Source organism: Cognatundibacterium oligocarboniphilum (assembly GCF_013377855.1).
Lineage (GTDB): Bacteria > Pseudomonadota > Gammaproteobacteria > Burkholderiales > Burkholderiaceae_D > Undibacterium > Undibacterium oligocarboniphilum.
Window position 1 is genome coordinate 98,632 of the sequence record NZ_JABXYJ010000003.1, and the last position, 26,737, is coordinate 125,368.

The window sequence follows — 26,737 nt, forward strand, 5'->3', positions numbered from 1 at the left end:
ATCGTTCAACGGCAGGTATCCGTCAGAATTACACTCCGGCAATTACATGGGAATCCCCTTCCTGATGCCAGCACATTGTCGCCGCTCAGTACATCTGTGACCTTGACATCCCTCAAATGAAGCCTAGCTAATTCGGCAACCGTTCACAAAATTAAGCGGACAGCATCAACCGTGCATAAGTCTTTGCAATCTGTGCTCAGGAAGAAACCTCATTTACAATCATGCCCATTTCAATCAGATCAAGACGCCTCATGCCTCTCGCAGACAGCCATCAACGTGCGCTCAGGAAGATTCAACCCTTCATCCTGTTGCTGAGCGGTTTTCTGCTAACGGGTGATGCCATCCTGGTGAGCATATCGGAGCCTGTCAGTTTCGGCGTTCTTTTTCCAGCGGCGCTGGGAATTGCGCTCGGCTATTGCGGCTGGCGCTGGCATACCTTGCAACAATGGCGCCGGCGCAGCGTCACCCATGCCCGGCTATGGTTATGGGGCTGGACGCTGTTCATGCTCTGGTTACTGAGTCTGGCGGTATTTTCCTGTGTCATACCATACCGTGAAGAAACTCTGGCGGTCGCATCACAACCGGCGCCTGTGGCAATCATCATTCTCGGTGCCGGTCCCAAGGACTGCACACCGTCCGCGGTATTAACAGAAAGGCTGAACAAAGGATTGCAGGCAGCGCATATCTTTCCGGCAGCCGCAATCGTGGTCAGTGGTGGCAAGCTGCGGCATCATAACTGCACAGAAGCACAGATTATGAGCGACTATCTGCGCACAAAAGGTGTGGCGCCATCACGGATTCTGACGGAAGACCGCAGTACCAGCACCTATGAAAATTTCAAATTCAGCCTGCCGGTTTTATCTCAGCACAGAATTTCCCCTGAGTCTGTCATGCTCATTGTCAGCAGTGATTTTCACGTATTACGCGCCAGCTACATTGCCCATCGGGCAGGTTTCCCGAATACCCGGCTGGCTGGCGCAGAAACACCGCTGCTAGTCCGTTACAATGCCCGATTAAGAGAATATTTTGCCTTTATCAGCGGATTCATCTTGCGGGAATATTAAAATTTTCATCTTTCGGTAGTCATCAGATATTCGTTTTTCTTTGGCACATCAGTTAATCTGCCCGCACAGAAAATTTTCTTTATGACGACGATCATCGAACAGCATCAGAGACTGAAATCATGACAACCCAAGGTTTCCATCCGCTTTCCGCCATCGTGCACTGGGTGATGTTTGTGCTCATTGCCGTCGGACTGGCCACCATTGAAATTCGTAGCGATATCCCGAAAGGTGATCTGCTGCGCGACACGCTGAGAAACTGGCATATGCTGGCAGGACAGCTGGTGTTTTATGTTTGTTGGTCAGGATTGCTGCCAGAATCCGTTATCCGGCTCCACCGGCCTTGCCTGCGCCACGCTGGCAGACAGGCAGTGCCCATCTGGTGCACGGCGTGCTGTATCTGCTGATGCTGGCCATTCCTGTAACCGGGGTGCTGTTTTATCAGGCCGGAGGACGGGAGGTCAGTTTCTTCGGAATGGTGTTACCCACCTTGATTGCCCCTAATCCGGATCTGAAACAAAACATCAGAGAATTTCATGAATTGATGGGCAATGCCGTCTATGTCGTAGTCGGCATCCATATTCTGGGAGTGCTATATCACCAGTTCATACAGAAGGACGGCACACTGCTGCGCATGCTGCCCTGGAAAAAATAATTTCCGCTCACACTGGCAGCCCGACGTCTGCTGTCGGTAGCCAGGCTGACGACTTACTGCATTGTCGGCCTGGTTTTGTGAAATACCAGCGGGCTATACGGCACAGAAGAAGGCGGCGGTGATTGCAGGATATGCTTTTTCATCGCGCCGATGATGTGCATCTCACACGGCTTGCAATCAAATTTCAGCGTATAGGTCTCGCTGCCACTGACCAGTGTCATCGGATCAGCCCTGACCTGCCCCTGCACACCTTTCACTCCTTTTGCCTGTTTCGGGCACAGGTTGAATGAAAAACGCAGGCAATGCTTGGTGATCATCAGGGGCACTTCACCGGCTTCCTCATGCGCCTCGTAAGCCGCTGCGATCAGCTGCACACCATGTTTGTGATAAAACGCCCGCGCCTTGCTGTTGTACACATTTGCCAGATAACTCAGCGTGGTTTCCGGATAAGGAACCGGCGGTTCGACGGCTGGTGTGCGGGCCGGACGCTGCCAGGCAGCAATGCGAGCCGCCTCGTGCGCTGTTACGGCATCCCGACGCAATGCATTGATCACCGATGCCGGAACAAACCATGCCTGTTTCAGTTGCAATGTGATCTGTTCAGCGCGGAACATGGTGCCGCCCAGTTTCGCCAGACTGTCATGTAGAGCAGCCCCGGCTTTCTCTGCCTGCTGCGCCGCTTCCAGCGGAAGATCCATGCTGACCTGAGACTGCACGCCGTCTTCATCCATCAGCGACAAGCGCAAACCTTGTTCGGTATCCGTCAGCGTCATCCAGAGCGGAATTCTGCGCTCGGCGGATTTTTTGGTCAGCGCCTGCTCCCAACGCTGATCACGGTTACGATTAAGCGGCATACCGGGTTTCAGGCCGGGCAAATCCGTGATTTTTTCATTCGGCACGATCCGCCAGATTTCGCCATGCTCGTTGCTGCCGGTACGCTCAGCCGTGTTCGCCTGAATCCCGATGACTTCCCGTTTGTGCATGTAATTCAGACCATCGCCGTTTGCCATTGCTTCCGTGGTTTCCAGCTCCAGCCAGTTGGTGCCGATCCGGCTGATATAGCCGAGATGCAGTCCTACATACTTCGGCGAATCAAACGCACCGATATTGTCGAGCCGCCCATTGGCAAAATAATCGGTATGACCGCGATGAAAATTTTTATCCACGTCCGGGTTGAAGGCAATCTGACTTTGCCCGCTGGAAGCTCGGGTGAATTCAGGGCGCTTTTCCAGAATCTCATCCAGCAACAGGCGGTAATGGGCCGTGATATTTTTGACATAGCCCATGTCTTTATAACGTCCCTCAATTTTCAAGGACTGCACACCGGCATCCAGCAAAGCCTCCAGATTACGACTCTGATCATTATCTTTCATTGACAGCAAATGCTTTTCGTAAGCGACCACCCGGCCTTCGTCATCAGTCAGCGTATAAGGCAAGCGGCAAGCCTGGGAACAATCACCGCGATTGGCACTGCGCCCGTTGTCGGCATGAGAAATGTAGCACTGACCGGAGAAGGCCACGCACAGAGCACCGTGTACAAAATACTCCAGTGGAGTGCGGACTTCCGCCTTGATCGCACGGATCTGCTCGATGGTCAGCTCACGCGCCAGCACCAGTTGAGAAAATCCGACGCCATCCAGAAAGCGTGCTTTTTCGATAGTGCGGATATCGCATTGCGTGCTGGCATGTAGCTGAATCGGTGGAATATCCAGCTCCAGAATTCCCATGTCCTGCACAATCAGCGCATCCACCCCGGCCTCGTACAGCTGGCTAATCTGGCGCCGCGCCGGCTCCAGTTCGGATTCATGCAGAATCGTGTTCATCGTCACAAAAATCCTGGCGTGATACCGGTGCGCAAACTGCACCAGCTCCGCAATCTCGCTGATTTCATTGCTCGCGTTATGCCGCGCGCCAAATGAGGGCCCACCGATGTAGACGGCATCTGCGCCATGTAGGATCGCTTCCTTACCAATGGCGATATTCTTGGCGGGAGAGAGTAATTCAATTTGGCGAGGCAACAGGCTCATGGCAACGACCGTGAAAAGCGAGAAAGGACGAAATTATAACGAAATCAAAGGCTTATGTCATAAAAAAGCTTTTTTCAAAAGAGGTTTCCCTGTGAAAAAATATCTCGTTTTAGCCTAAAGAATCATACCCGGATAGCATCCTAAAGACCTTACCTAAAGTGAATACAGTACGCCATATCACCATCGGTATACATGGCAGTCAGATCGCTGTAAATTCTGTATTGTATGAAATACTGTTACGAGCATACTGTCAGGCATCACTGTGACACGCCCGGCCAGCGGCTGCTCTGATGATGTGCTGCTTTCATCCATTTCAATCCGTCTCTGGCATTGTGCTGAAAATGATATGTCCATGTTAAAAATTGCCTTACGTCTCTTCTGCCTGGTTGTATCCTCTGCTGCGTTGGCACAGACCCCGGACACCTCTTTGCCAGCGTCAGCCCAGCGTATACTCGATCAGGCAGGCATCCCCGCAAGCGCGGTCAGCATCGTCGCATTGTCTGCCAATACGAATAAAGCCGTGCTGTCAGTTAATCCGGAAGCCGGCTTCAGTCCTGCCTCCACCATGAAACTGCTGACCAGTCTGGTAGCGCTGGAAGAACTGGGGCCAGCCTTCCGCTGGAAAACGCAACTACTCACTGACAGCCCGGTCAGAAAAGATGTGCTGAATGGCGACCTCTATCTGCGTGGCGGCGGCGACCCTGATCTGAACTGGGAAAAATTCAGCGTCATGCTGCGGGCATTGCGTAATCAGGGAATACGAAAAATCCGCGGCAATCTGATCCTGGACCGCAGCTATTTCCAGCCTTCCCGCCCCGACCTCGGCGCACCGGCATTCGATGAATTTCCCGATGCCTATTACAACGTGGTTCCGGATCCGCTGCTGATCAACAGCAATCTCAGCAGTATCGGTATCGAATCCACCGGCCAGAAAATCGAGGCTCACCTGCTGACACCACTCGATAAAATTTCTTTCTCCAATCATCTGCATTTTAATGACAAGTCTTGCGCAGAATGGGAAAGCGAGTGGAAAATCCCGCAAATCAGTATCCAGCGGCGGAATCAGATTGACATCCTGCTGCGCGGCGGTTTTCCCCGTTACTGTAAAATCACCGCACACCTGAATCTGCTCGATCGCAATCAATACATTGCCCATCTGTTTCGCCGTCTGTGGCAGGAAATGGGCGGCAGCTGGCAAGGACAGGTGCAGGACGGTACAGCACCGGAAGATGCGATTGTCCTATATGAGCACCAGTCTGCCACGCTGGCGGAAACCCTGCGCACCGTCAATAAGCAATCAGACAACGGTATGGCACGTATGCTGTATCTGACACTGGGGGCGGAATCGCCTCAAAAAACAGAAGATCATCTGCAGGCTGCAAGTTTGCGGATACGCCGCTGGCTGCAGCAGCATCAGATCAATGACAGCGGACTGGTGCTGGAGAACGGGTCCGGCCTGTCCCGTACAGAAAAAATCAGCGCGAGCCAGATGGCCGCCGTGTTACAGGCTGGAATGCGCAGTAACTGGAATGCCGAATTTCTGAGCAGCCTGCCGATTGCCGCACTTGATGGCACCATGCGCAAGCGCCTGAAAGGAAGCGCCGCAGAGCAACGCGCGCGCATCAAAACAGGTTCGCTGCGCGACACTGCAGCCATCGCCGGTTATGTCAGGGACAATCAGGATCAATCCTGGGTGATCGTCGCCATGATCAACAGCGAGTTTGCCTCCAAAGCCAGACCGGCGCTGGACGAAATCCTGAACTGGATTGCCGCGGGCCGCCCCTGACCGTACTTCTGCCTGTCTGCGGCAATTCACCGTCAAACGCGGATACCGGTAAAAGTCAAACGGATTACTGCTTGAAATAGACCACCTGCGTGGTCGTCGCCAGCAGATTTCCGGATGGTGTCCAGATTTCTGCCGATTGATCAAAATAATTATTGTAAAACCGGCTGGCGCGGGCGTACCCCAGCAATTCCTGCACACCGTGTGCTGCCAGCATTACGCTATCGGCATGAAAATAAATCGTCATCGACACCGTTCCGGCCGGCACATGCTCCCGACGGCGGACAAACACGCGCGGGAAAAATGCATCGCAGATCGCCGTCAGTGAACAAAAATCCAGCGCACGGCGCGGTTCATCGCGTATCCATTGCATACTGACAGAATCACCGGACGGCGGCTGTTCGGGCGCCATGAATCCTGGCATGCCGCGTATCACCTGAATGTCGTAACGCTGTACCCACGCCGGTAGCCGGTGCACCGGCATGGCTGCTGTCTGGTTCGCGGGCTGATCCTGCAGCAAAGGAAAACTGGCTTCCGTGGCAGACCATGTTTCACGCCGGGTAGCAAACAGAGCTGTTGCCAGCGTCACGGTCTCACCCTGCTGTTGCATTTCTATCGACCAGTGCTGTGTGGAACGGTTGGTTCGGACGGCCCTGGCAATAATCTGAAATTCACCATCCGCGACCGGCGCAGCAAAGTTCACGGTCAGCGACAAAGGCTCGCCGATCCGCTGTGGATGCTGCATCACAGCCTGCAACAACACCGCTGCAGTAATGCCGCCAAATGGTCCGACCATATTGCCGTAAGCTGCCGAAGTGCCGCCATAAAACAGATCGGGTTGTATGTCGTCGCGGCGCAGCTGTATCGCTTCGTCAAACGGGTGTGCCGCTGCAGGCAAGAGGGCTTCCGATGAATTCATCGCTGTCATAGTTCAGAATCAGGTTGTCAGTTCAGTGTATCGACCATGTGTATCGATTAAGTGTCGGCTCAGTATGTCCGTGTATTGCTGGCTACTACTGGCTGTTTCAGCAAGCTGCAGCAAACAGGCTGAGTGTATCTGCATCAGCCAATTTTTGCAGAAAGCCGCTCCATATCCCGCGAACGTCATAGCGGGATATGGAGCGGGATACATTCAGCATGCAAGAACCGCAGGAATGGGCGAATGGACTGGCTCAGGCTATTTTGCAATGAATCAGCGCGTCCTCGTCCACACTGTAAATGGCGCACAGACGATGATAGCCATCAGCGATGACCACTTTGCCATTGGCCGTATCACGGCACAATAGCAGTGGTGACAAAGGTGTCTGGTTCTTGATTTTTTTGCGGTCTTTTTCTACATGCGAATTACTGACGCCGAGCAAAGATAATTGCGAGGCGCGGAAAATATCTTTTGCCTTGAACTGGCTGAGACCCGTTGCCCGCAACTGACTGACCAGTCTGGCGGTAGTCGCATCATCGTAAATCAGGTTCAGGTAGGAAGCAGCAGCCGGATAGTCATGCTCTTCGACGTCGGCCAACCATTTGATGCCTGTTTTGTTTTCCATATCGATACACCTTTCAAATTGACGCATGCCGATACCATACCGGCATTGCGATTGCTCAACTCTCTGAAAAAATCTCTCCGCTGCGGATTCAGAGAAATCCGCGCACCGGAAAATCCGGCGTGCGCTGTATCCAGTTCAGCGGCGAATAGGCGGTACTGCCATCCGTCACATGCAGCGTATAAGCATGGCGCGACACCGGTGAACGGTTAGGTGCGCTGTAATGCGGCAACAAACCGTGGAAGCACACCAGACTGCCCGCCCGCACTTCCAGCGGAACGGCGCTGCGATCATCCGGCCAGGGCAGATCAGATAATTTTTCTACTCTGATCTGATCCCCATCTCGGACAAAGCGCTCCCGCATCGGCGTGTGGTGCCCGCCGGGTTCCGCCCACAGACAGCCATTGTCGAGCGTCGCATCCTCCAGCGCAAACCAGAAGGTAGTAACGCTGACCGGATTCGTATCGAAATAGGTGGCGTCCTGATGCCAGCGTACTTCGCCACCGATGCCGGGCTGCTTGAAGATATACATCGACTGCCAGATCTGCGGCTGTTTCAGACCGATATCCGTCGCAACCTGCGCCAGTGCGGGGCCGCGGGAAAATTCACTGAATACCGGGTCCAGATCATGCATTGCATGGCCGATCTTGTTGATGGAAAGCGCTTTTTCCTGTCGCAGCACTCCGTCGGCACCAAATGCTTCTTCCTCGAAAAAACAGCTGACTCTATTAGCAGAGTCGAGAAAATAATGGTCGACCTGTTTTTCCTGTTCCCTGGTAGTGAAAATAGTGCGGGATGCCTCGAGATCAAATGCATCGACAATCTGCGCCGCACGTATGCGCAGTGCGGTGATTTCTGCGGCGGTTTTAAAATTAGGCAGAATCAGGTAACCCACTTCCTGAAACTGCTGCAGCTGTTGGTCGGTCAGCATACAGACTCCGGTCATTGTCAGGGGTAACCGGCATGCACACAACTACGGTGCATCCGGGGTGCATAAATGGAAAGTATGCCATGTAATTCCCGCCTGCACCGGTTTGTCTGCCGGATATCATTCACGATGATGTTCATCAGCAATAACCTTGGCTTATATCCCTGTGATAAAAAATCAATCGCCCTGCACTGGTATTTTTCCTTAAGATAAACCTGACTTGTTGGTGTCATCAGGTCATCCTCAGACATCCCTCAAGATGAATGGGATTTTTGACAGGGCGCGCAAGCGCCCTTTTTTTTTCGCCACTCAGTGTCACCGCGTTTATGGCGAAAAACCCTGACAGCGGAAATACTGGCTCGTCTCGCCCGAATACAGTAGCATCTGGACTCTTTTGTTTTAAAGATGACGCCAGCCGCATGTTTCCGTTTTTCCGCCTGACTGCTCTGTTCCACCGTTTCCGACACAACATCCGTGCTGGCGGCAAACTCGCCTTACTCTGTGCCGTACTGCTTGCAGCCTGTACGGTAACGCCTGAACCCGCACAGCGCCAGACGGTAACGGTTACCAGTCATACGTCGCAAACACCGCCCCGCCCCGGCCAGCAGCTACCGCCGGTGCCACGCGAATTCCGTGCGGTCTGGGTATCCACGGTCGCCAATATCGACTGGCCAAGCCGGCGCGACCTCAGCAGCGAACAGCAAAAGGCCGAGATCATCAGCATCCTCAATCATGCCGCGCAGATGAATCTGAATGCCATCGTGCTGCAAGTCCGACCTGCTGCCGATGCAATCTATCCATCCGCCATTGAACCGTGGTCGGAATTTCTGACCGGTGAACAGGGAAAGCCGCCGTCGCCTTATTATGATCCGCTGCAATTCTGGGTCGAGCAGGCCCATGAGCGCGGCCTGGAGCTTCACGCCTGGTTCAACCCTTACCGGGCCCGCACACCGCAGGCTAAAACAGCGGCCGCTAAAAATCATATCAGCCGAACCTGGCCGGAAGCCGTGAAACAATATGGTGACCTGCAATGGATGGACCCCGGTGAACCGGCTGCGATGCAGCAAACGCTGGACGTGATCCGTGATGTGGTGAAACGTTACGACATCGACGGCGTGCATATCGACGACTACTTTTATCCTTATCCCATCAAGGCAGCGAACGGTGCGGATCTGGATTTTCCTGACGATGCGGCATGGCTGCGCTACCTGCAAAGCGGTGGCAATCTGAACCGGGCCGACTGGCGTCGCGAGAACGTGAACCGGCTGGTCAGCGCCATCAATCAGCAAGTGCACCAGGAAAAAAGCTGGATCAAATTCGGTATCAGTCCGTTTGGCATCGGCCGCCCGGATCGCCTGCCCGCCGGCATCAGCGGCTTCAGCCAGTATGACAAACTGTATGCAGATGTAGAGCTGTGGCTGAGTCAGGGCTGGCTCGACTATCTGGCGCCGCAACTGTACTGGCCGATCCAGCAAAGCGCGCAGGCATTCAAAGTACTGCACAGTTACTGGATTGCGCAAAACACGCAGCAGCGCTATATCTGGCCCGGCCTGTACACCAGCCGTATCGACCACAGCGACAAATCCTGGCCCGCCGAGGAAATCCTGAATCAGGTTGATGCAGTGCGCGAACAAAACGGCAGCGGGCATCTGCATTTCAGCATGATCAGCCTGCAGCAAAACCGCAAAGACATCCGCCAGCGGCTGGCCGCCGAAAAATATACCATGCCCGCAGTCATTCCGGCGACGCCCTGGCTGGATGGCAGCACCCTGCCCACCATGCCGCAACTCGAACTGGATGGCGATCAGCAATCAGTCACCGTCAAACCCGGCAGCGATGTCGCAGCAGTGCGTCTGCTGGCGATCTGGAAACGTACTGACCAGCAGTGGCTATTCTCCGTACAGTCCGCATCAAAAACAGGTATCTCCCTGACCGGCACGCCCCAGACCGGTGCGATTCGTGAAATTGCCGTCATCGCCATCGGCCGCAATGGCATGGAAAGTCAGACAGCAAGACTTTCCTTTCCCTGATCCGATGCGGCATGATGCGCCGCACTGTGTGGTTTTTTTGATTGTCCGGACGCCTGTTCCGGCAATCAAAACGCAGGCATCTCTTCTGCTCCCGCCGCGGACAACACCGTCACCACAGCAGCTGACGACAACGTGTAACAAACCATATCTTTAAGTTATTATCTGAGTAAAAATTTTCATTTGTCACCTGACAACTGGAAACCCTAGTCTCAATCTGGAAGTGCATATTGTTATAACTATTTAATGCGATTGCAGCCTGTCCGGACTGGTGTAAAAAAATCCTATAACAAATCCCGCCAGCACAGCCGCTCCCGCGGGAGATAACGTATGACATGAGGAGAACACAGTGAAATTGAAAACGATTGCCCATTGCATTGCCATCATCGGTCTGGCCAACGGGGCCGCAGCCTGGGCTCAGGAAAAAGCCAGTGACGGCGCCGCCGCGCAGCGGGTAGAAATTACCGGCAGCAGCATCAAACGCATCGCTGCCGAAGGCGCACTGCCGGTCGAGGTGATTACCCGCAAGCAGCTCGAAGCTGCCGGCATCGTGACCGCGGAACAGTTGATCTCTACTCTCAATATCAACGGCAACGGTTCGGACAATCTCGCCAGTAATGCCGACGTTACATCCGGTGCGCAGCGTGGTAATAATGGTGCCACCTCGGCCAATCTGCGTGGTCAGGGCTCGGACAGCACACTGGTGTTGCTGAATGGCCGCCGCATCGCCACCCACGGCATGAAAGGCTCAGCAGTCGATTTGAACTCGGTCCCGATGGCAGCAGTCGAGCGCGTGGAAGTGCTGAAGGACGGCGCCTCCGCAATCTACGGTACGGATGCGATCGGTGGTGTGATCAATTTCATCCTGCGCAAAAATTACACCGGGCTGGAAGCCCAGGCATTCACCGATCTGACCCAGCAAAGCGGCGGTGATATTCACCGCGTGTCCGTGGTTGGCGGCTTCGGTAATCTGGACAGCGATGGCTATAATGTGCTGCTGACCGGCACCCACAGCGAAAACCAGGCGCTGCGCGGCAATCAGCGCTCGTTTGTGAACACCTTCCAGCCAGACCGCGGCCTGTCGGTCGACACGCGCGGCACACCGTTTGCCACGGTATTTGCCACTTCGCTGGCCAATACCATCATGAGCAACAAGAGCAATACCGGCCCGGTTTATCCCGGCACCACGCAGGCCATGAATGCCGTCAACGTGCTGAACCTGCCGGGCGGCGCGGGCTGCGGATCAGTGGACGGCATGGCCGCTTATGACTATAAAATCTGGGATGTCGCCTCTTCTAAATATGCCTGCGCCTGGGACACCGGCCGGGCTGCCGTTTTGCAGCAACCTGTCACAAACGATAATTTTGTTTCACGGGCGACCTTCAAAATTGGCGAACACCAGCTGTTTGCCGAACTGGTCGGCTCCCGTGTGGAAGTCGCCAAGAGCTTCTCACCAAATCAGGTTTCCCCCGGCTTGAACTTCCCGGCTTCGTCCTTCTATCCCAAAACCGGTGCCGCCTATGACTCAGTATTCAATGCCATTGCCGCCGTATTCCCCAACATCAAATCTAATTATGGATTACCGATTGCCTACCGCTGGCGCTGCATGGAATGCGGCAACCGGGAAATCTCCACCAAAACTGATGCGGCACGCCTGCAACTCGGCGCAGATGGTCAGATCGACAAATGGGATTACCGCGTCGGCCTGTCACGTGCTTACAGCGAATCGCAATCCACGCTGGGCAATGGCTATCACTACACCGTGGCACTGGCGAACGCACTCGGCAGCGGCATCATCAATCCTTTCCTGATGCCAGGACAAAAACAAAGTCAGGCAGCAATGGACCTGATCGCCAGCACCTCTGCCAAAGGCGTTGTGCTATACGGCGGAAAAACCACGCTGACGCAGGCTGATGCCGCAGTATCCGGTGAGATTTTCAAATTGCCGGCAGGTGCCGTGATGGCTGCGATCGGTACCGATCTGCGTAAGGAAGAATATTCCTTTAACGGCGATGCCCGTGCCGCCAGTGCGCGTCCGGCCATCCTGAATGCACCGTTCGATGATGCCAATGCGCTGCCATCCGTCAGCCGCGATATTCGCGCCCTGTACGCCGAGTTCCTGGTTCCGCTCACCAAATCACTGGAAGTCACGCTTGCGGGCAGACAGGATCATTACAGCGGCTTTGGCAACACCTTCAATCCGAAAGTGGCTTTCCGTTTCACACCGGTAGAACAGCTGCTGTTCCGCGGTTCTTACAATACCGGCTTTCGTGCGCCATCGTTCAACCAGCTGTTTAACGGCGTCACCGAATCACCTTATTCCGGCAAGGATCTGGTTGATCCCGCGACCTGCCCGAGCCTGAAAGCAGACAGCACCAAACCCGGCTGCGGTGTCATCACACCAAATACCCTGACCGGCGGCAAACCGAATCTGGGACCGGAAACGGCCAAGCAGGGCAGCATCGGTGTGGTCTGGGCGCCCAACCGCAGCTTCAGCGCCAATATGGACTTGTGGGAAATCCATAAGGAAAACACCATCACCTCGCTTGACCTGACGACCCTGCTGCAAAACTACAACTTGTTCCAGGCACAGTTCATCCGTGATGCCAGCGGCGCCATCGTGCAGATTGACCAGCGCTGGGTGAATGCAGGCTCCAGCATCACACGGGGCATTGAAGTGGGTGCCAACGCCAATGGCGCTATCTGGAACGGAAAATGGACCGCAGCGATAGACGGCTCTTATCTGCTGGAGAAAAAATCACGCCCGAACGCCAATACCCCTTATGGCGCCAGCGAAGTCGGCCGTTTCATTTTCACCGGCGATCTCGGCCTGCGCTGGAAACACACTGCCTATGTCACGTACTCAGAAGGCAGCTGGACGACGATGTTCTCGCAGATTTACCGATCCGGCTACAAGGATCAGGTACTGCCGGGTGTGGCAAACGGCCTGGTCACACCATCCAATTACAATCCGGATGTCAAACCATATTCGGTCTTCAATCTGAGCGTATCTTACAGCGGCATTAAAAACATGACGCTGATCGGCGGTATTAAAAACCTGCTGAACACCGATCCGCCATTTGCCATCACTTACGACAGCAATACCGGAGCCGGCAGCTCGTGGGAACCACGGGTCGCCGACCCGCGTGGCCGCTCATTCACGCTGATGGCGAATTACAAGTTCATGTAACTCTTTCAACGCCATCCAGGATGTATTGAAAACAGCGCGGCAAGGAGAAATCCTTGCCGTTTTTTTATAATTTTTTCCTCCACATCGCATCATCACCGCACAGGCAACGTGGAAGTCCGCTGTCAACATAGCGAAAAGACACGATCCCGTCATGATCGCTTGCTAAACTCACGATGTCGTCTATTTGCACCAATTATATTTGTCCAAATAGATATGCTACACTAGCAGGATAGGAGGATTTGCATGCCAAGAAAAGCTGTCGCGCAAAAAAAACCGTCGGCCAATCTGTTGTCAGAGCAGGAAAATGCACAGAGTGCAGCGCCGGATTTGCGTCTGGAAACGCTCAAAAAAATCCGGATTATGATTCGAGCAGCACAACAGCATTCGCTCTGGATAGAAAAGCAGTGCGGCATCAATGGTGCCCAGCTGTGGATTATCCAGGAATTGCAGGAAGCAGCCGGTTTGCGGGTGGGTGAAATTGCGAAACGTTTGTCCATCCACCAGACGACCACCAGCAATCTGCTCGATGGACTGGTGAAAAAAGGGTATGTAAATAAAGAGCGCGATCCGGAAGATCAGCGGGTAGTGAAAGTGCATCTGACCAGTCAGGGAAAATCTCTGCTGAAACGTGCGCCGCAACCAGCCAGAGGACTGCTGCCGGAAGCCATGCGGAAAATGAGTGACGACAGCATCGTCAGCCTGCATGCGGGATTGCAGGAAATACTCGACAGCATGGATGCGCTGGATGAAGGATTCGCCCTGTTGCCACTACCCTTCACGATGTAGGGCAGCAGCAAGGTGTCAAGGTTTGCAGTAAAAAGTCACGACTGATTTGAGGGAATTCAGCCGTGACCTGTTCTGATAACGGTCAGAAATTGTTATTCCCCAAAACCAGATCCCAAAAGAGGAAATTTCCATGCGCTCTATTTATCAGGTATCCACCATCAGCCTCGCAGCATTATTCATGGCAGCCTGCAGCTCGCCAGTGAAAGTCGCTGAACAGCCCGCAGCTCCAGTTGCCACCGTGGCAAAACCAGCACCGGACACACGTGCCGTTGCTCCCGTCACCGCACCAGTTGTCGATCCGCTGGATGATCCGAAAAACATCCTGTCCAAGCGCAGCGTTTATTTCGACTTCGATAAATACAATGTGAAGCCTGAATTCAATGCGCTGGTCGAAGCACACGGCAAATACGTCAGCAGCAGCAAAACCAAAAAAGTTATGATCCAGGGTAATACGGATGAACGCGGCGGCAGCGAATACAATCTGGCGCTCGGTCAGAAGCGCGCTGAAGCAGTGCGTAAAGCAATGGTAATCTCCGGTGCGGCAGATGCCCAGCTGGAATCCGTCTCTTACGGTAAAGAAAAGCCAAAAGCAGCTGGTCATGATGAAGCGGCATGGGCAGAAAACCGCCGTGCAGATATCGTCTACGTCGCCAAGTAATTTTGGAAACCCCATCGCGGCGCGCGTCGCCGCGATGGGCAAGGTTACTACTCCATCACCGGCCAACCGGCCACCAGCCCATTTTCAATGCGCAAAATGGCGCATGAAAATACTCATTGCACAGACACAGACTGCGCTTCCGGATTCAATGCCGTGATCGCATGGTGAATGGCATTTTTCTCCAGCATTGGCAAAGGTAATGCCACAAAATTGCTGACACAGCCCATGATTTGCCGGAACACGTGATGAAAAGCGGCACGCTTTACTTCATCACTACCCTCTGCCAACGCCGGATCAGCAAATCCCCAGTGCGCCGTCAATGGATGGCCTGGCCAGACCGGGCAAATTTCTCCCGCAGCATCGTCGCAGACCGTGATAATAAAATCCATCTCCGGCACATCCGTTGCTGCAAATTCATTCCAGCTTTTGCTACGCAGATTCTGCAAGGGATAAGATGTCTCCCGAATCTGCTCAAGCGCCAGCGGATGCACCACGCCAGTCGGAAAACTGCCTGCAGAAAATCCGCGGAACCGGCCATGCCCCATGGTATTCAGCAGCGCCTCTGCCATAATACTGCGCGCTGAATTGCCGGTGCACAAAAACAATACGTTATAGACTTTGTCGCTCATTGCGTTCTCTTTTTTTGATTGATTTTTTACTCTGATCAGCATCCGGTTTTTGCGCATCAGGAGCAAACGGTCTTTGCAGAATCAGATTCTGCCCAACATGATAAGGCTGACTGTTTCTGATATTAGAAATAATTTACGTACTTGTCACGTAATGATTGCGTGAAGCAGCACAGAGATTCGCTACAGCGATGGTGATCGCAGCCGCTGCGACCGGTTTTTAATGCGCGTTTTCAGCGAGCATCTGTTCCAGCCCGGCTTCACCGATCAAGACAGCTGTTCCGGGACCGATCCGGTCGAACAGGGTAATAATGTCTGCCGAACGCATACGGATACAACCGTAGCTGGCCGGAGTGCCAAGCAGGCTTTCCTGCGGTGTGCCGTGGATATAGATGAAGCGTGCATACGCATTCTGGTTACGCTCTTCGGTACCGCGCAACCACAAAATCCGGGTCACCACCGGATCGCGGCCCGGCGCATCAATCCCCACAATTTCACCGGTCGGGATACGGTCTTTGAATACGGTTCCGGCGGGCGTATCACCACCGATTTTTTCCGCCACCTCCATCCTGCCGCCGGGTGTCATATAACTATCCGGCATATCACCGATCCCGCGCTGTGCCGTCGAAACAGGATAAAGTGCGACAATCTTCCCGTCTTCCAGTAATGCCATCTGCTGTTCCGGCACGGAAATCAGTAACCGGTGGCGCTGGTCGCGCAACATCTCACCAGTCGGCAACTGGCATGCAGACAGGAAAACCGCCATCAGCAGCAACGGAAAGCAACGGGGACACCGCATGGAATATTCTCCGGATCAGAAGATGGTGACGATACAGCATAACGAAGCGTGATTGCGATGGCTAATGTTGATTTCCCGGTGTTGCATTACCTGCGGTTATGACTGCGTGATCAGCTTTCATTGGTTGACTACCGATCGCAACGTTAAGGTAAAAGGGTTTGACGGAGAAAGACACCATGCTGAATACGGAAACCCCCAGCAGCCTGCATACGGCACTGGACACCTACCCGACCGCAACGCTGACGGCGGTGCTGATCGACGATCAGTATCATGCGGTACGGGCAGTCCGTGCAGTCGCTGCCCGGATTGCACAGGCCGTCGATGCGGCATTGCCACGGATACAGGCCGGTGGACGGCTGATTTATGCCGGTGCCGGCACATCAGGCAGGCTCGGCGTATTGGATGGTGTGGAACTGCTGCCAACCTTTTCCTGGCCCAATGAACGCGCCATCGGCCTGTTAGCCGGCGGGCAGCAGGCAATGTTCATCGCTATCGAGGGTGCCGAAGACAATACGGAACAGGGTGCCGCAGATATCGCTCATCTGCAGCCGCAAGCGGACGATGTGGTGCTGCTGATTGCCGCATCCGGCACGACGCCATACGTTCTCGGTGCACTGCATGCTGCACGCGCCGCCGGTGCGTTGACCATCGGGCTGGCGAATAATCCAGCCACACCGCTGCTGCTGACGGCGGAAATCGGCATCGGATTAGATACCGGCAATGAACTGATTTCCGGCAGTACCCGATTAAAGGCTGGCACCGCTCAGAAAATAGCATTGAACACGTTTTCCACCGCACTGATGGTGAAGCTGCACAAGGTTTACGGCAACCTGATGGTGGATGTGAAACCGACCAATGTGAAGCTGCTGCGCCGTACCGTCAGCCTCACCATGCATGCGACAGGGCATGATGAGAAAACCTGCCGCCGGATTCTGGAAGAATGCGATTTCCACGTCAAGACGGCCATCGTAGCGCTGCAGCGCCGTATCAGCGTCAGCGCTGCCGGGCAATTACTGGAACAGCATCGGGGTGACGTGCGCAGTGCGCTGGAATCAGCCATTCCAGATGCGCCGCACATGTACCATCGTGCGGATGAAAAGCTTTCACCGTAACGGTCACGGCAACAATCCGCGCTGCAGGTACAATCGCGGAACGGACACATCTCATTTCAGCCATTCACGCCACCATGCGATTACGCCACATTGAAGTTTTTCATGCAATTATGCAGGCGGGCACCATCAGCGGAGCCGCACAGTTACTGAATATTTCCCAGCCTGCCGCCACCAAGGTATTACAGCATTGCGAACTGCAACTCGGTCTGAAACTGTTTGAGCGCATCAAAGGCAAACTGCATCCGACACCGGAAGCACATCAGCTGTTTATCGAAGTCGATAAGCTCAACCGCGATCTGCAATCAGTGCGCCGCCTTGCCAATAATCTCAAGAACCATCCGGATGAAGCGGTACGGCTGGCATCGACACCCACCTTGTCGGTCACGGTGATTCCGGCTGCCCTGGCCGCATGGCGCGCCAGATTTCCACAAATTCACTGCACGCTCGCAACCCATCACACCAGCGATATGGTCAATGCCTTGCTGCTTGGCGATGTGGATTTTGCGTTTTCGCTCTACGACCCGTGCCATCCGAATCTGGCTTCCGAGCCGCTGGTACGCGGCAGCATGACAGCGATTGCACCGATGGGCAGCTGGTCGCGCAAGCTGGACAATCAGCCGCTGCCAGTCGCCGACTTGCCGAAAAACCTGATTACGCTTGATCTCGACGATCATCTGGTCAGCCGCGTCATGGATACCTGTGAAGAACAAGGTATCCGTTTTAATTCCTATACCGAGGTGCAGACTTATGTACTGGCGCGCACACTGGTCGAGCTGGGTGCCGGCGCAGCAGTCATCGATCCGTTTACTGCCGCCACCGCCAATCACGATAAAGTACAATGCCGCCCGATGTCACCACAGGTTCCTGTCGATTTATTTTTGCTAACGAAAAAATCGACTCCCCTATCCCGTTCAGCCCGCGCATTTGTCGACTGCGTGCAGATGGCAGGCAGCACCTGCATCGCCAGAACAAGCGGAGAATAATTTATCCGGCACGTACCGCCGGTACCGTAGCAAACCTGCTCGTCTTCAGTACAAAGTCTCTGCCAGGACACCCAGAATCTGCTCTTCCCAGCGGTTCATGCTGGAATACAGGCCGGGATTCTGTTCCGGATCGGCACCGGTACCGCCAGTCATATAAATGATGCCATTGCGCTGCACCGGATCAAAGATAAAACCGGACTGCAAACCATAAGCAAAACCCAGATGACCGACGCCGGTCATCCCTTGCGGTTGACCCGGCAATGGCGGCGTCATACGGTCGCCGTGCGCACCGTCGCGGGTGCCGGTGAATACCTGCATGCCCAGCGCCCATGACTGAAACAAACCATGATAACTGTCACCATTCGTCTGGGCATCTGCCTGATAACGCCATTGCGGTGCGATCATCGTCCGGACCGAAGCAGGCTGCAGCAGACGGACGCCATCCAGCTCCCCCTGCTGCATCAACATCAGCATGATGCGGCTCAATCCGCGTGCGCTGATGCGCAGCCCGCCCTGCGGACTGAACAGAGTCGCATTGCTGCCCGGCTGATAATCCAGCAGATAGGGCCTGGCCGCGGGTGCCTGCTGATGGTAGTCATCGACTTGTGCAACCCAGGGACCAGCGCTATCCCAGCGCTCCTGCACCTGTTTGCGGTACAGCGTCGCTAACTGTGCGAGCTGCGCCGGAGCCAGATTCGCCGGATGAAAACTGCCGCAGATCTGCAGCGGTTCCAGCACCAGTTGCTGCATCAGCAGATCAAAACGCTGACCGGAAACCGCCTCCATGACAGAACCGATGACGCCCCAGTTCAGATTCACATAGCTGAAGAAGCTGCCGGGCCGGAAATCGCGTCCGCTGGCATCCGGTGCTGCCCACGGCGAAGCATCGCTGCCAGCCGCGCCCTGCAAGACGCGCCGCAAGCTCATGTCTGGCGGGAAGTTATAACCGGCATCATCTCTCAACGAAGAAGTGTGACTCAGCAGCATGCGCAGCGTGATCGCTGAATCAGGATAATGCGGATTACGCACTCGATATCCCAGATAGCGGCTGATATCTTCATCCAGATCGAGACTGTGCTGCTCCACCAGGCGCATCACACCTATTGCCGTTACCATTTTAGAGACCGAGGCAACGCGGTACAGGGTTGCTGCATTCGCAGGCAGATGGTGGGCAGACTGTGTCGGATCGATATAACGCTCGCCGAATTGTTGTTCATACACAATCTGTCCATTGCGTATCGTCAGCACCGACAGACTTGCCAACGGCCGTTGCGGATCACGCTGGATGGCGCGCAGTTTTTCAGTCACAGTCGGAAAGAATGTGCGGAGCGCCTCGTCGTCCGCCGACTGAGCCGATGAAATCATCATCAACGTGACAAGTACAGAGAATGTTGTCCGCATCATCAATCAATGCGCAGGTATGTCTGGCGAACCAGCGTCGGGTCGCCGCAATTGAAATGCCACCACTCGCTGTTGATGCCGCGAAACCCGCCGTGAAACATGGCAGCCCTCAATATATTGCGGTTGGCCTGCTGTGCATGACTGATCTGACCTTCAGCCAGCATCCTTTCTTCCAGTGCAGGATGCGACTTTTCTACCAGCTCATCGAAAGCGCTACCCATATCCAGTTCCTGCCCTGCTGCATCCAGCAGAGTCGCATCAACCGCCATGCCGAAAGAATGAATAGACCCGCGGGCCGGATCTGCCACATACATTTGCAGACGGGTGCCATCCAGATGCTGCCAAAGCATTTCCTGAACGCGGTGCGGACGCAACGCATCCAGCACCAGAATACGCATTCCCGGCGCATGCTGCGCCAGATAGCGCACTGCCCGCTGCAAGGCATCAGCCGCTTCATGATGCAGCCAGGCGCAATCGAGCTCGCCATACAGGTCGCGCCCGACAAAATTGTCTGCGCCGATATAACGCAAATCAACAGTCACACCATCTATCGTATTCAGGCGACGAAAATCGGGATGACCGGCAATCAATTCACAACGCATGTACAGCTTCTCCAGATAAAACGGACAGCAACCATCCGCGGAAAATATCAGAATTTTTCATCGCACAGAATAAAATCAGACGGCAAGGTATACCAATGAAACTTTACCCGGTGCATATAACCGCAACTCATTTCCCGGTGCGCCGGACTATTTTTTTACAGCGTCCGGCGCCGCATGCCGTCAATGCAGATTCTGCTGTGCATCCGGCGCAATATCGAGATAACGCCAGTTTGTAAGTTCCACCGGATGGTGCTGGTAATTGCGCACCCAGGGCTGCACCACATCGGCAGACAATGGATGAATTCGCGGAATCCATGGGTTATACGCATGCATCAGTAACGCCATCTGCTGATACAGCCGCCTGCGTTCCGGTGAATCGGTCATAAGCCTGGACTGCTCATAGAGCTGATTGAATGCCGGCAGATTAAAGCGGGCATAGTTTGCCCGTCCGGTATTGGGTCCATACAGCAGCTGATAAAAATTTTCACCGTCAGGAAAATCCGCAATCCAGTTTGCTTCCGTCATCTGCACCTTGCCGAGACGGGATGCGCGGATGATCTCTGAATGTTTATCGGTTTTAAAACTGATACGGATTCCCAGCGCATCCAGACTTTTACGCCAAAGCTCATCCCGCAGGCGCCCTGTGGTATTCGCCTGAGAATACATTTCCAGCCGCAGTGGCTGGCCGCCGGGCAGCGTACGGTAACCATCTGCTGCGCGCCGGTATCCGAATCGATCCAGCAAGGCATTGGCCAGCGGCAGGTCATGCGGAACCGGATTTTTCAGGTTCGGGTCATAGCCCAGCACATTCGGCGGCAGCGGTGAGTGCGCCGGAATCGCCAGCCCTTTTTCCATCAGACGGATATCTTCCGCACTGTCATAACTCATGGCAATCGCCCGCCGCAAGGCAATCTTGTCCGGCGTGTAACCCCCGATTACCGGATCTTCCATATTCATCCAGACATAGTAAGTCTGCAAAGGTGAAAACAACGATAAGCGCACGCCCTGCTGCTGCAATTCCGGTTTCAATTGACCGTCGCGCAGCACCATTTCTGCCAGCGGCGGCGGCACCTGCTCCAGCACATCGAGTTCACGGTTCAGAAAAGCCAGTACACGCGCCTGCTGTTCTTCAATGATATGAATCACCACCTGGCTGACCAGTGGCAAGCGCTGTCCCCGCAACGCCGCTGCCATTGCCTGGGCAGCAGGATCACTCCCCGGCTGATCCTGAAAAATCACCTGACGGTATTGGGGATTGGCCTTCAACACCAGTCGAAAACTGCGTTGCCACTCACTCAATACAAATGGTCCTGTACCAGTCGGATGATTACCCGCCTGATTACCATATGCTTCCATCACTTCCCGCGCCACCGCCGCCGTTGCGCCGGTCGCCAGAATAAAAGGAAAATTCTTGTCGGGCGCAGTCAGCCGGATCTGCAAGGTGTAAGTATCGAGCACCTGCAAACCCTCAATGGTAAGCCGGGGGTCTGTGGCCCCCAGTCCTTGCGGCGGCTGGCGCAATTGTTCATCGCCCAGCAGTTTTCCTTCAAACATAAACAGCCATGGCGACTTCAGAACCGGATCGTACAGGCGGCGAATGCTGTAAGCATAATCTGCCGCTGTCAGCTCACGCGCACGTCCCTTGAAAACCGGATCGGGAGAGAAAAAAATCCCCGGCTGCAGATGAAGGATATAGGTCTTGCCGCCATCCCGTACTTCCGGCATCGACTTCAGGGTATTGGGCCGCAGCTGCAATGGTCGCGCCAGATAGTCATAACGCAGCATGGGTTCGAAAATGTTTTCATTGATACTGAGCGTGGCAATATCCGATGCCACTGCCGGGTCCAGCGCACTTTCCGGCGTCGTCAGCAACACGCTCAGCGTCTTGCCTGCCGCTTGAGCCGGGAACGTCGGCAGCCAGACCGTCACGCTCAATAGGGCGCTGAACAACCAGTATCCGGCAGGCAAGGAAAATAATTTCATGACTGCGACTCCATTGCGCGCTCAATCCGATCACTGTGGCGGGTCACATAAAACCATTCCTCACCAGCCTGGGCGGCACTGTCGGGAAAGATCATGCGCCCACCGAATTCGGCACGCACTTCGCTGCCGTCATAGCGAATACCGATGAGATCGCCGGCTTGCAACTTATCGAAACTGCGCCACGCGCGCACAAAACGATCATCGGCATGGAACTTGTCGATCACGTCGTAAATGCGCAAGCCCTCCATCTCATGCATGACTACCGGGCTACTACCTTCTATCATGCCGAGATGGATCAGTGTATTGATAATCGCACGGTACGCAACTTCCGGCGCCTCCGGCGCCTGATGCTGGCCGCATTCCAAAGTCACGGCATAACCACCGGTGGAGCGCATATATTCCGTGGTTCCGACACCAAACCGGGCGGCATTCGCCATAGCCACCGGATCTGCGTCCGGCCCCAGCCTTTGCTGGCGACGGGCAACGCCGCACGCGTAGGTGCTGAGCCAACCATCCACCATGCGGCGCACGCCAAGCCGCATCGCCATCGCGAGCTCGGCAGCGGCATGGGTAAATGGTTCGATCGCGCCCTGATTATTTTCCGGCCCGACCAGTACGAATGCCTCGCCTTCGCCACGGAATGAATGCAGGTCAAGCAATACCTCATGTTCTGCCAGCAAGGGGCAAAGCCAGTTTGCGACATGATCTTCGAATTCGGCCGGAGTCACTGTCGGAATCAGACGCCGGTTCAGGTTGCGATCACCCTGCCGCTGTCCGCGCTGATACGCCAGCGGATTGGCAACCGGCACCAGCGTCAGAAAGCCGCTGCGTAACACAATTCGGCCAGCAGCCATCTCCGCCATCAGTCGCCGGATTGCCACCGTACCGCAGGTTTCATTGCCGTGTACGGCGCCAGTCACGATCAGGCGTGGCCCGGCCTGCAATGATGTGTAGCGATGCGATTCAAAAAAAAGGGGTGTGGCATTCATCGGTATTCCTATTTATTTTCAGAGCGTTTTTTCATCTGGGTTGATTACTTGATTTTTTCATCGGTCTTTTTACCAAATGAGGGATCAACCTCAATCAGCGCCGTTACAATCAGCGTCGGTACAGCGGCGACGCAAATCCAGATGAAAAAATGACTGTATCCCAGCCAGGACTGCAGCCAGCCGCTGAACATACCGGGCAGCATCATGCTGGCCGCCATGAATCCGGTACAGATCGCATAATGCGCAGTCTTGTGTTCGCCATCTGCGACCATGATCATGTACAGTACGTAGGCAGTGAAGCCGAAGCCATAACCCATCTGTTCCAGCGCAACCGCCGCGCCGACCAGATACAGATTCTGCGGTTGCACCAGTGCCAGATACACATACACCAGATGCGGCACATTAATTGCCAGCGCCATCGGCCACAGACACTTTTTCAATCCATAGCGGGCAATCAGCGCACCACCTGCCAACCCGCCGGCCGTCAGTGCGATCATTCCCATGGTGCCGTAGACAATACCGACAGCCTGGGTTGACAGACCCAGCCCGCCTTTGTCCAGCCCGTCGAGCAAAAACGGCGGCGCCATTTTGACCAGCTGCGCTTCGCCAAAGCGGTACAGCAGCAAAAACGCCAGCGTGATCAGGATATTTTTCTTGCGGATGAACTGGCCAAAAATCGTGAAGAAAGTTGTCATCACCTGATCCGGATCTCCATGCGCAGAGTCACTCTCCGGTACCGGCAAAGCCCAGCGGTGATAGAGCGACAAGCTGATGAACATCAAAGCCAGCACGCCAAAAACCACAATCCAGCCCAGTGCAATATTGCCCGTGACATCGCGCAGGGTACCGGCCAGATACACCAGTGCGCCCTGTCCGGTCAGCATGGAAATCCGGAAAAACATGCTGCGCACCCCGACTAATGCCGCTTGCTGATGCTGTTCCAGCGCCAGCATATAAAAACCGTCCGTGCTGATGTCGTGCGTCGCAGCGGCAAACCCCAGCAGCCAGAATACTGCCAGCGTCGCCTGAAAATAAGCAGCCACCGGAATTGTCAGCGCCACCAGACCGAACAATCCACCGATCAGCAGTTCCAGCGTAATGATCCAGAACCGTTTGGTGCGGAACATATCGACAAACGGCGACCACAAAGGCTTGATCACGAAAGGCAGGTACAGCCAGCTGGTATACAAAGCGATATCCGCATTGGATATCCCCATATTTTTGTACATGATCACTGACAGCGTCATGACCGCGACATACGGTATCCCCTGGCCGAAATACAGCGTCGGAATCCAGCGCCAGCTATGACCGGCATCGCTCTCAGAATGGGCATCGGTATCGTGAATGGCAGTGTCTCTGGTCATTATGATGTTTTCTTAATCGGTATTACCTTATACTGCTTTCTGTACGTCGGGATTTTCCCCATTGAGCGCACGGAAAACGATTGAATTTTTGCCTTCTGCTTATAGAGAAAAGTTATACGCTGTGCCGATCTTTTCATTTCTGCAAGCGGAGCAAAGCAACCTATGATAAACGATCAATACCCTGTGCGATACCGCCGGAAACAGGCGGACACCTCTTTCACCTGAAGTGATGATACCGTTCGCAGTCGCGCCTGCTGTTGCCGGTCTGCGCTGCCGGACGAATTAGCCGTATGATGAATCCGATACCGTCTCCGCCTCATTCCGCCGTCCTGTCCCGACTGGGTCTGGGCATTGATACCGGTGGAACGCAGACACGCTGGGCCATTGCCACCATCGATGGAAAAATCGTCGCCAGCGGCACCACCGCCGGACTGACCGCACTGCAACTCAATACCCTGCAAGGACAGGCCGAATTTGGCCAGGTATTCGCCGGTCTGGCCGCCACCGCACATGCGCATGGCAGCCTGCAAAGCGTCCGGGCAGGCATCACCGGTTTCGGCGATCAGGCGCATCATGTCCTGCTGCAAAGGATGCTGACCGATATCCTGCATCTTCCATCACAGGCAATTCATCTGAGTAATGATATTGAAATTGCCTATCTGGATAATTTCCAGCCTGGCACAGGCTATCTGATTTATGCCGGCACCGGTTCGATTGCCGCATTCATCGATGAGACAGGTCAGTTTCACCGTGCCGGCGGGCGCGGCTATCTGCTGGATGACGGCGGCAGTGGCTTCTGGATTGCGCGCGAGGCGTTGCGCCATATCTGGCGCAGCGAGGATGAAGATCCGGGATGGAGCGAGCATTCACGGCTGGCACAGGAAATGTTTAAGGCGCTGGGCGGCGGCAGTTGGGACGTTTCTAAAAATTTCATTTATCATCGCAGTCGTGGTGAAATCGGGACGCTGGCGCTGGCAGTCGCCGCAGCAGCCGATCACGACGAAACCGCAACGCGGATTCTGAAACAGGCGGGTGCGGAACTGGCACGGCTGGGTTTGGCAATGTGCCGCCGTTTCGGTGACAAACCGATGGTGTTGAGCGGACGGGTACAGGAACTGCACCCGCTGATCGCAGATTCGCTACGCCAGCATTTGCCGCCACATATCAGCCTGCGGCGCAGCGTCTGTCAGGCGCACTTTTCGGCAGCCAGGCTGGCTGCCAGACAACTCAGGACTTTATGATGAAAAACTGGTTACTGATCGGCATTCTCGCCATCCTGCTGAGCGCTTGTTCTACCGTTCCCCGGCGCGATATTGATGCCAGCATTTCGGCCAAAAGTCAGGAAGACCGCGTGCAATTTCTGGTTCTGCATTACACCGCGATTGACCAGCCGACCTCGCTGCGTGTACTCAGTCAGCAGGGCGTCAGCAGCCATTATCTGGTGGGAAATGAGTCGCCCGTTAAAGTATGGCAACTGGTGGACGAAAACCGCATGTCCTATCACGCCGGGCTCAGCGACTGGAAAGGCTACAGCCGCTTAAATGCCAGCTCCATTGGTATTGAAATCGTGAATCTCGGCTTTAAAGATACACCGGAAGGGCGCGTCTATTTCCCATTTCCCCAGGAACAGATTGACCGGGTGATTGCCCTGGTCAGGGAGATTGCGGCCAGGCATCAGATTCGCCCGGAATACATTCTCGGTCATTCGGACATCGCCCCACAGCGCAAATCGGATCCCGGCCCAATGTTCCCGTGGAAGCAGCTGGCCGATGCCGGTCTGATTCCCTGGCCGGATGCCGCCGAAGTGGCGCAGCGCACACCGTTATATGAAGCGCAATTGCCGGACGTTTTCTGGTTCCAGCAAAAACTGGCACGGCACGGCTATGCGGTACCGCAGACCGGCGTACTGGATGAAGCGACCAAAAATGTGCTGATTGCCTTTCAGACCAAATACCGGCCTGCAAAGTTTGACGGCATTCCGGATGCAGAGACCGCAGCCATACTCGATGTGCTGGTCACCAATACCAATAAAGTGCATTGACTGCAGCAAACACCGACGCCAGGTCTGAATAACCAATATCACCGAAATACAAATCCTGACGCAAGAGTTCCCATCCTGAGGATTCAGACATTGCCTGACTGACCGGCGCTTCATCCCGTCTGCAAGCATTCTGTTCCGCACAAACTGCATTTGGTCGCCAGCACCTGTCATTCTGACTGCG

22 protein-coding genes are annotated in these 26,737 nt (G+C 54.7%); 11 read left to right on the top strand and 11 right to left on the bottom strand.

Translation table 11 applies throughout. The features are described from left to right. Positions 1-251: 251 nt before the first annotated feature. Positions 252-1,064 (top strand): YdcF family protein, encoded by an 813-nt coding sequence (locus HV832_RS05785; RefSeq protein WP_176802618.1) that lies wholly within the window; start codon positions 252-254, stop codon positions 1,062-1,064. Between the two features lie 292 nt (positions 1,065-1,356). After that, complete coding sequence (locus tag HV832_RS05790; protein ID WP_223827203.1) at positions 1,357-1,716, top strand: cytochrome b; 360 nt, start codon at positions 1,357-1,359, stop codon at positions 1,714-1,716. A gap of 53 nt (positions 1,717-1,769) precedes the next feature. Here the strand turns inward: HV832_RS05790 and HV832_RS05795 are convergent, their stop codons facing one another. Beyond that, a complete protein-coding gene (locus tag HV832_RS05795) occupies positions 1,770-3,743 on the bottom strand; it encodes a peptidase U32 family protein (protein ID WP_176802619.1) in 1,974 nt (657 codons plus the stop codon). Positions 3,744-4,089: 346 nt separating this feature from the next. Between HV832_RS05795 and dacB the strand changes: the two genes are divergently transcribed. Beyond that, positions 4,090-5,529, top strand: coding sequence for a D-alanyl-D-alanine carboxypeptidase/D-alanyl-D-alanine endopeptidase (gene dacB, locus HV832_RS05800; protein WP_176802620.1), 1,440 nt, complete (start codon positions 4,090-4,092; stop codon positions 5,527-5,529). A 64-nt stretch (positions 5,530-5,593) separates the two neighbouring features. Here dacB and HV832_RS05805 read toward each other — a convergent pair whose 3' ends face one another. The 3 genes from HV832_RS05805 to HV832_RS05815 form a co-directional block, all read right to left on the bottom strand. Then, positions 5,594-6,454, bottom strand: a complete 861-nt coding sequence (locus HV832_RS05805; protein ID WP_223827204.1) for an acyl-CoA thioesterase — start codon at positions 6,452-6,454, stop codon at positions 5,594-5,596. A 244-nt stretch (positions 6,455-6,698) separates the two neighbouring features. Continuing rightward, positions 6,699-7,070, bottom strand: coding sequence for a hypothetical protein (locus tag HV832_RS05810; RefSeq protein ID WP_176802621.1), 372 nt, complete (start codon positions 7,068-7,070; stop codon positions 6,699-6,701). A gap of 88 nt (positions 7,071-7,158) precedes the next feature. Further along, the gene (locus HV832_RS05815; RefSeq protein WP_176802622.1) at positions 7,159-7,998 is read right to left on the bottom strand and encodes a phytanoyl-CoA dioxygenase family protein; all 840 of its coding nucleotides are present in this window, start codon (positions 7,996-7,998) and stop codon (positions 7,159-7,161) included. 416 nt (positions 7,999-8,414) lie between these two features. Here HV832_RS05815 and HV832_RS05820 point away from each other — a divergent pair, with 416 nt between their 5' ends. From HV832_RS05820 to pal, 4 genes are all read left to right on the top strand, one after another. Then, entirely contained in the window at positions 8,415-10,025 is a 1,611-nt protein-coding gene (locus tag HV832_RS05820) for a glycoside hydrolase family 10-like protein (protein ID WP_176802623.1), read from the top strand. 346 nt (positions 10,026-10,371) lie between these two features. Then, positions 10,372-13,212: a TonB-dependent receptor domain-containing protein gene (locus HV832_RS05825; RefSeq protein ID WP_176802624.1), complete on the top strand. Its 2,841-nt coding sequence runs from the start codon at positions 10,372-10,374 to the stop codon at positions 13,210-13,212. A 243-nt stretch (positions 13,213-13,455) separates the two neighbouring features. Beyond that, positions 13,456-13,998, top strand: coding sequence for a MarR family winged helix-turn-helix transcriptional regulator (locus tag HV832_RS05830; protein WP_176802625.1), 543 nt, complete (start codon positions 13,456-13,458; stop codon positions 13,996-13,998). 130 nt (positions 13,999-14,128) lie between these two features. After that, on the top strand, positions 14,129-14,656 hold the full coding sequence (gene pal / locus HV832_RS05835) for a peptidoglycan-associated lipoprotein Pal (protein WP_176802626.1): 528 nt from the start codon (positions 14,129-14,131) through the stop codon (positions 14,654-14,656). Positions 14,657-14,769: 113 nt separating this feature from the next. On the opposite strand, the gene HV832_RS05840 is transcribed toward pal, so the two are convergent. Both HV832_RS05840 and HV832_RS05845 read right to left on the bottom strand, forming a co-directional pair. Beyond that, complete coding sequence (locus HV832_RS05840; RefSeq protein WP_176802627.1) at positions 14,770-15,285, bottom strand: arsenate reductase ArsC; 516 nt, start codon at positions 15,283-15,285, stop codon at positions 14,770-14,772. Positions 15,286-15,502: 217 nt separating this feature from the next. After that, positions 15,503-16,081, bottom strand: a complete 579-nt coding sequence (locus HV832_RS05845; RefSeq protein ID WP_223827205.1) for a L,D-transpeptidase — start codon at positions 16,079-16,081, stop codon at positions 15,503-15,505. Positions 16,082-16,257: 176 nt separating this feature from the next. Between HV832_RS05845 and HV832_RS05850 the strand changes: the two genes are divergently transcribed. Both HV832_RS05850 and HV832_RS05855 read left to right on the top strand, forming a co-directional pair. After that, positions 16,258-17,193, top strand: coding sequence for an N-acetylmuramic acid 6-phosphate etherase (locus HV832_RS05850; protein WP_176802628.1), 936 nt, complete (start codon positions 16,258-16,260; stop codon positions 17,191-17,193). Positions 17,194-17,267: 74 nt separating this feature from the next. Further along, positions 17,268-18,176 carry a LysR family transcriptional regulator gene (locus tag HV832_RS05855; protein ID WP_176802629.1) on the top strand — a complete coding sequence of 303 codons (909 nt, stop codon included), beginning with the start codon at positions 17,268-17,270 and terminating at the stop codon, positions 18,174-18,176. A gap of 45 nt (positions 18,177-18,221) precedes the next feature. Here HV832_RS05855 and HV832_RS05860 read toward each other — a convergent pair whose 3' ends face one another. The 5 genes from HV832_RS05860 to HV832_RS05880 all read right to left on the bottom strand — a co-directional run bounded on the left by HV832_RS05860 (position 18,222) and on the right by HV832_RS05880 (position 24,515). Continuing rightward, positions 18,222-19,544, bottom strand: coding sequence for a serine hydrolase domain-containing protein (locus tag HV832_RS05860; protein WP_176802630.1), 1,323 nt, complete (start codon positions 19,542-19,544; stop codon positions 18,222-18,224). 35 nt (positions 19,545-19,579) lie between these two features. Continuing rightward, positions 19,580-20,179 (bottom strand): M15 family metallopeptidase, encoded by a 600-nt coding sequence (locus tag HV832_RS05865; protein ID WP_176802631.1) that lies wholly within the window; start codon positions 20,177-20,179, stop codon positions 19,580-19,582. A 180-nt stretch (positions 20,180-20,359) separates the two neighbouring features. Then, positions 20,360-22,162 carry an ABC transporter substrate-binding protein gene (locus HV832_RS05870; protein ID WP_176802632.1) on the bottom strand — a complete coding sequence of 601 codons (1,803 nt, stop codon included), beginning with the start codon at positions 22,160-22,162 and terminating at the stop codon, positions 20,360-20,362. Beyond that, positions 22,159-23,151, bottom strand: coding sequence for a M14 family metallopeptidase (locus HV832_RS05875; RefSeq protein WP_176802633.1), 993 nt, complete (start codon positions 23,149-23,151; stop codon positions 22,159-22,161). Before HV832_RS05875 ends, HV832_RS05870 begins: the two co-directional genes overlap by 4 nt. Before the next feature lie 44 nt (positions 23,152-23,195). After that, positions 23,196-24,515 (bottom strand): AmpG family muropeptide MFS transporter, encoded by a 1,320-nt coding sequence (locus HV832_RS05880; RefSeq protein ID WP_176802634.1) that lies wholly within the window; start codon positions 24,513-24,515, stop codon positions 23,196-23,198. A 290-nt stretch (positions 24,516-24,805) separates the two neighbouring features. Here HV832_RS05880 and HV832_RS05885 point away from each other — a divergent pair, with 290 nt between their 5' ends. Together HV832_RS05885 and HV832_RS05890 are read left to right on the top strand one after the other, a co-directional pair. Continuing rightward, positions 24,806-25,756: an N-acetylglucosamine kinase gene (locus tag HV832_RS05885; RefSeq protein ID WP_223827206.1), complete on the top strand. Its 951-nt coding sequence runs from the start codon at positions 24,806-24,808 to the stop codon at positions 25,754-25,756. Further along, positions 25,753-26,556 carry an N-acetylmuramoyl-L-alanine amidase gene (locus HV832_RS05890; protein WP_317889304.1) on the top strand — a complete coding sequence of 268 codons (804 nt, stop codon included), beginning with the start codon at positions 25,753-25,755 and terminating at the stop codon, positions 26,554-26,556. The genes HV832_RS05885 and HV832_RS05890 overlap by 4 nt, the downstream gene beginning before the upstream one ends. Positions 26,557-26,737 lie beyond the last annotated feature (181 nt).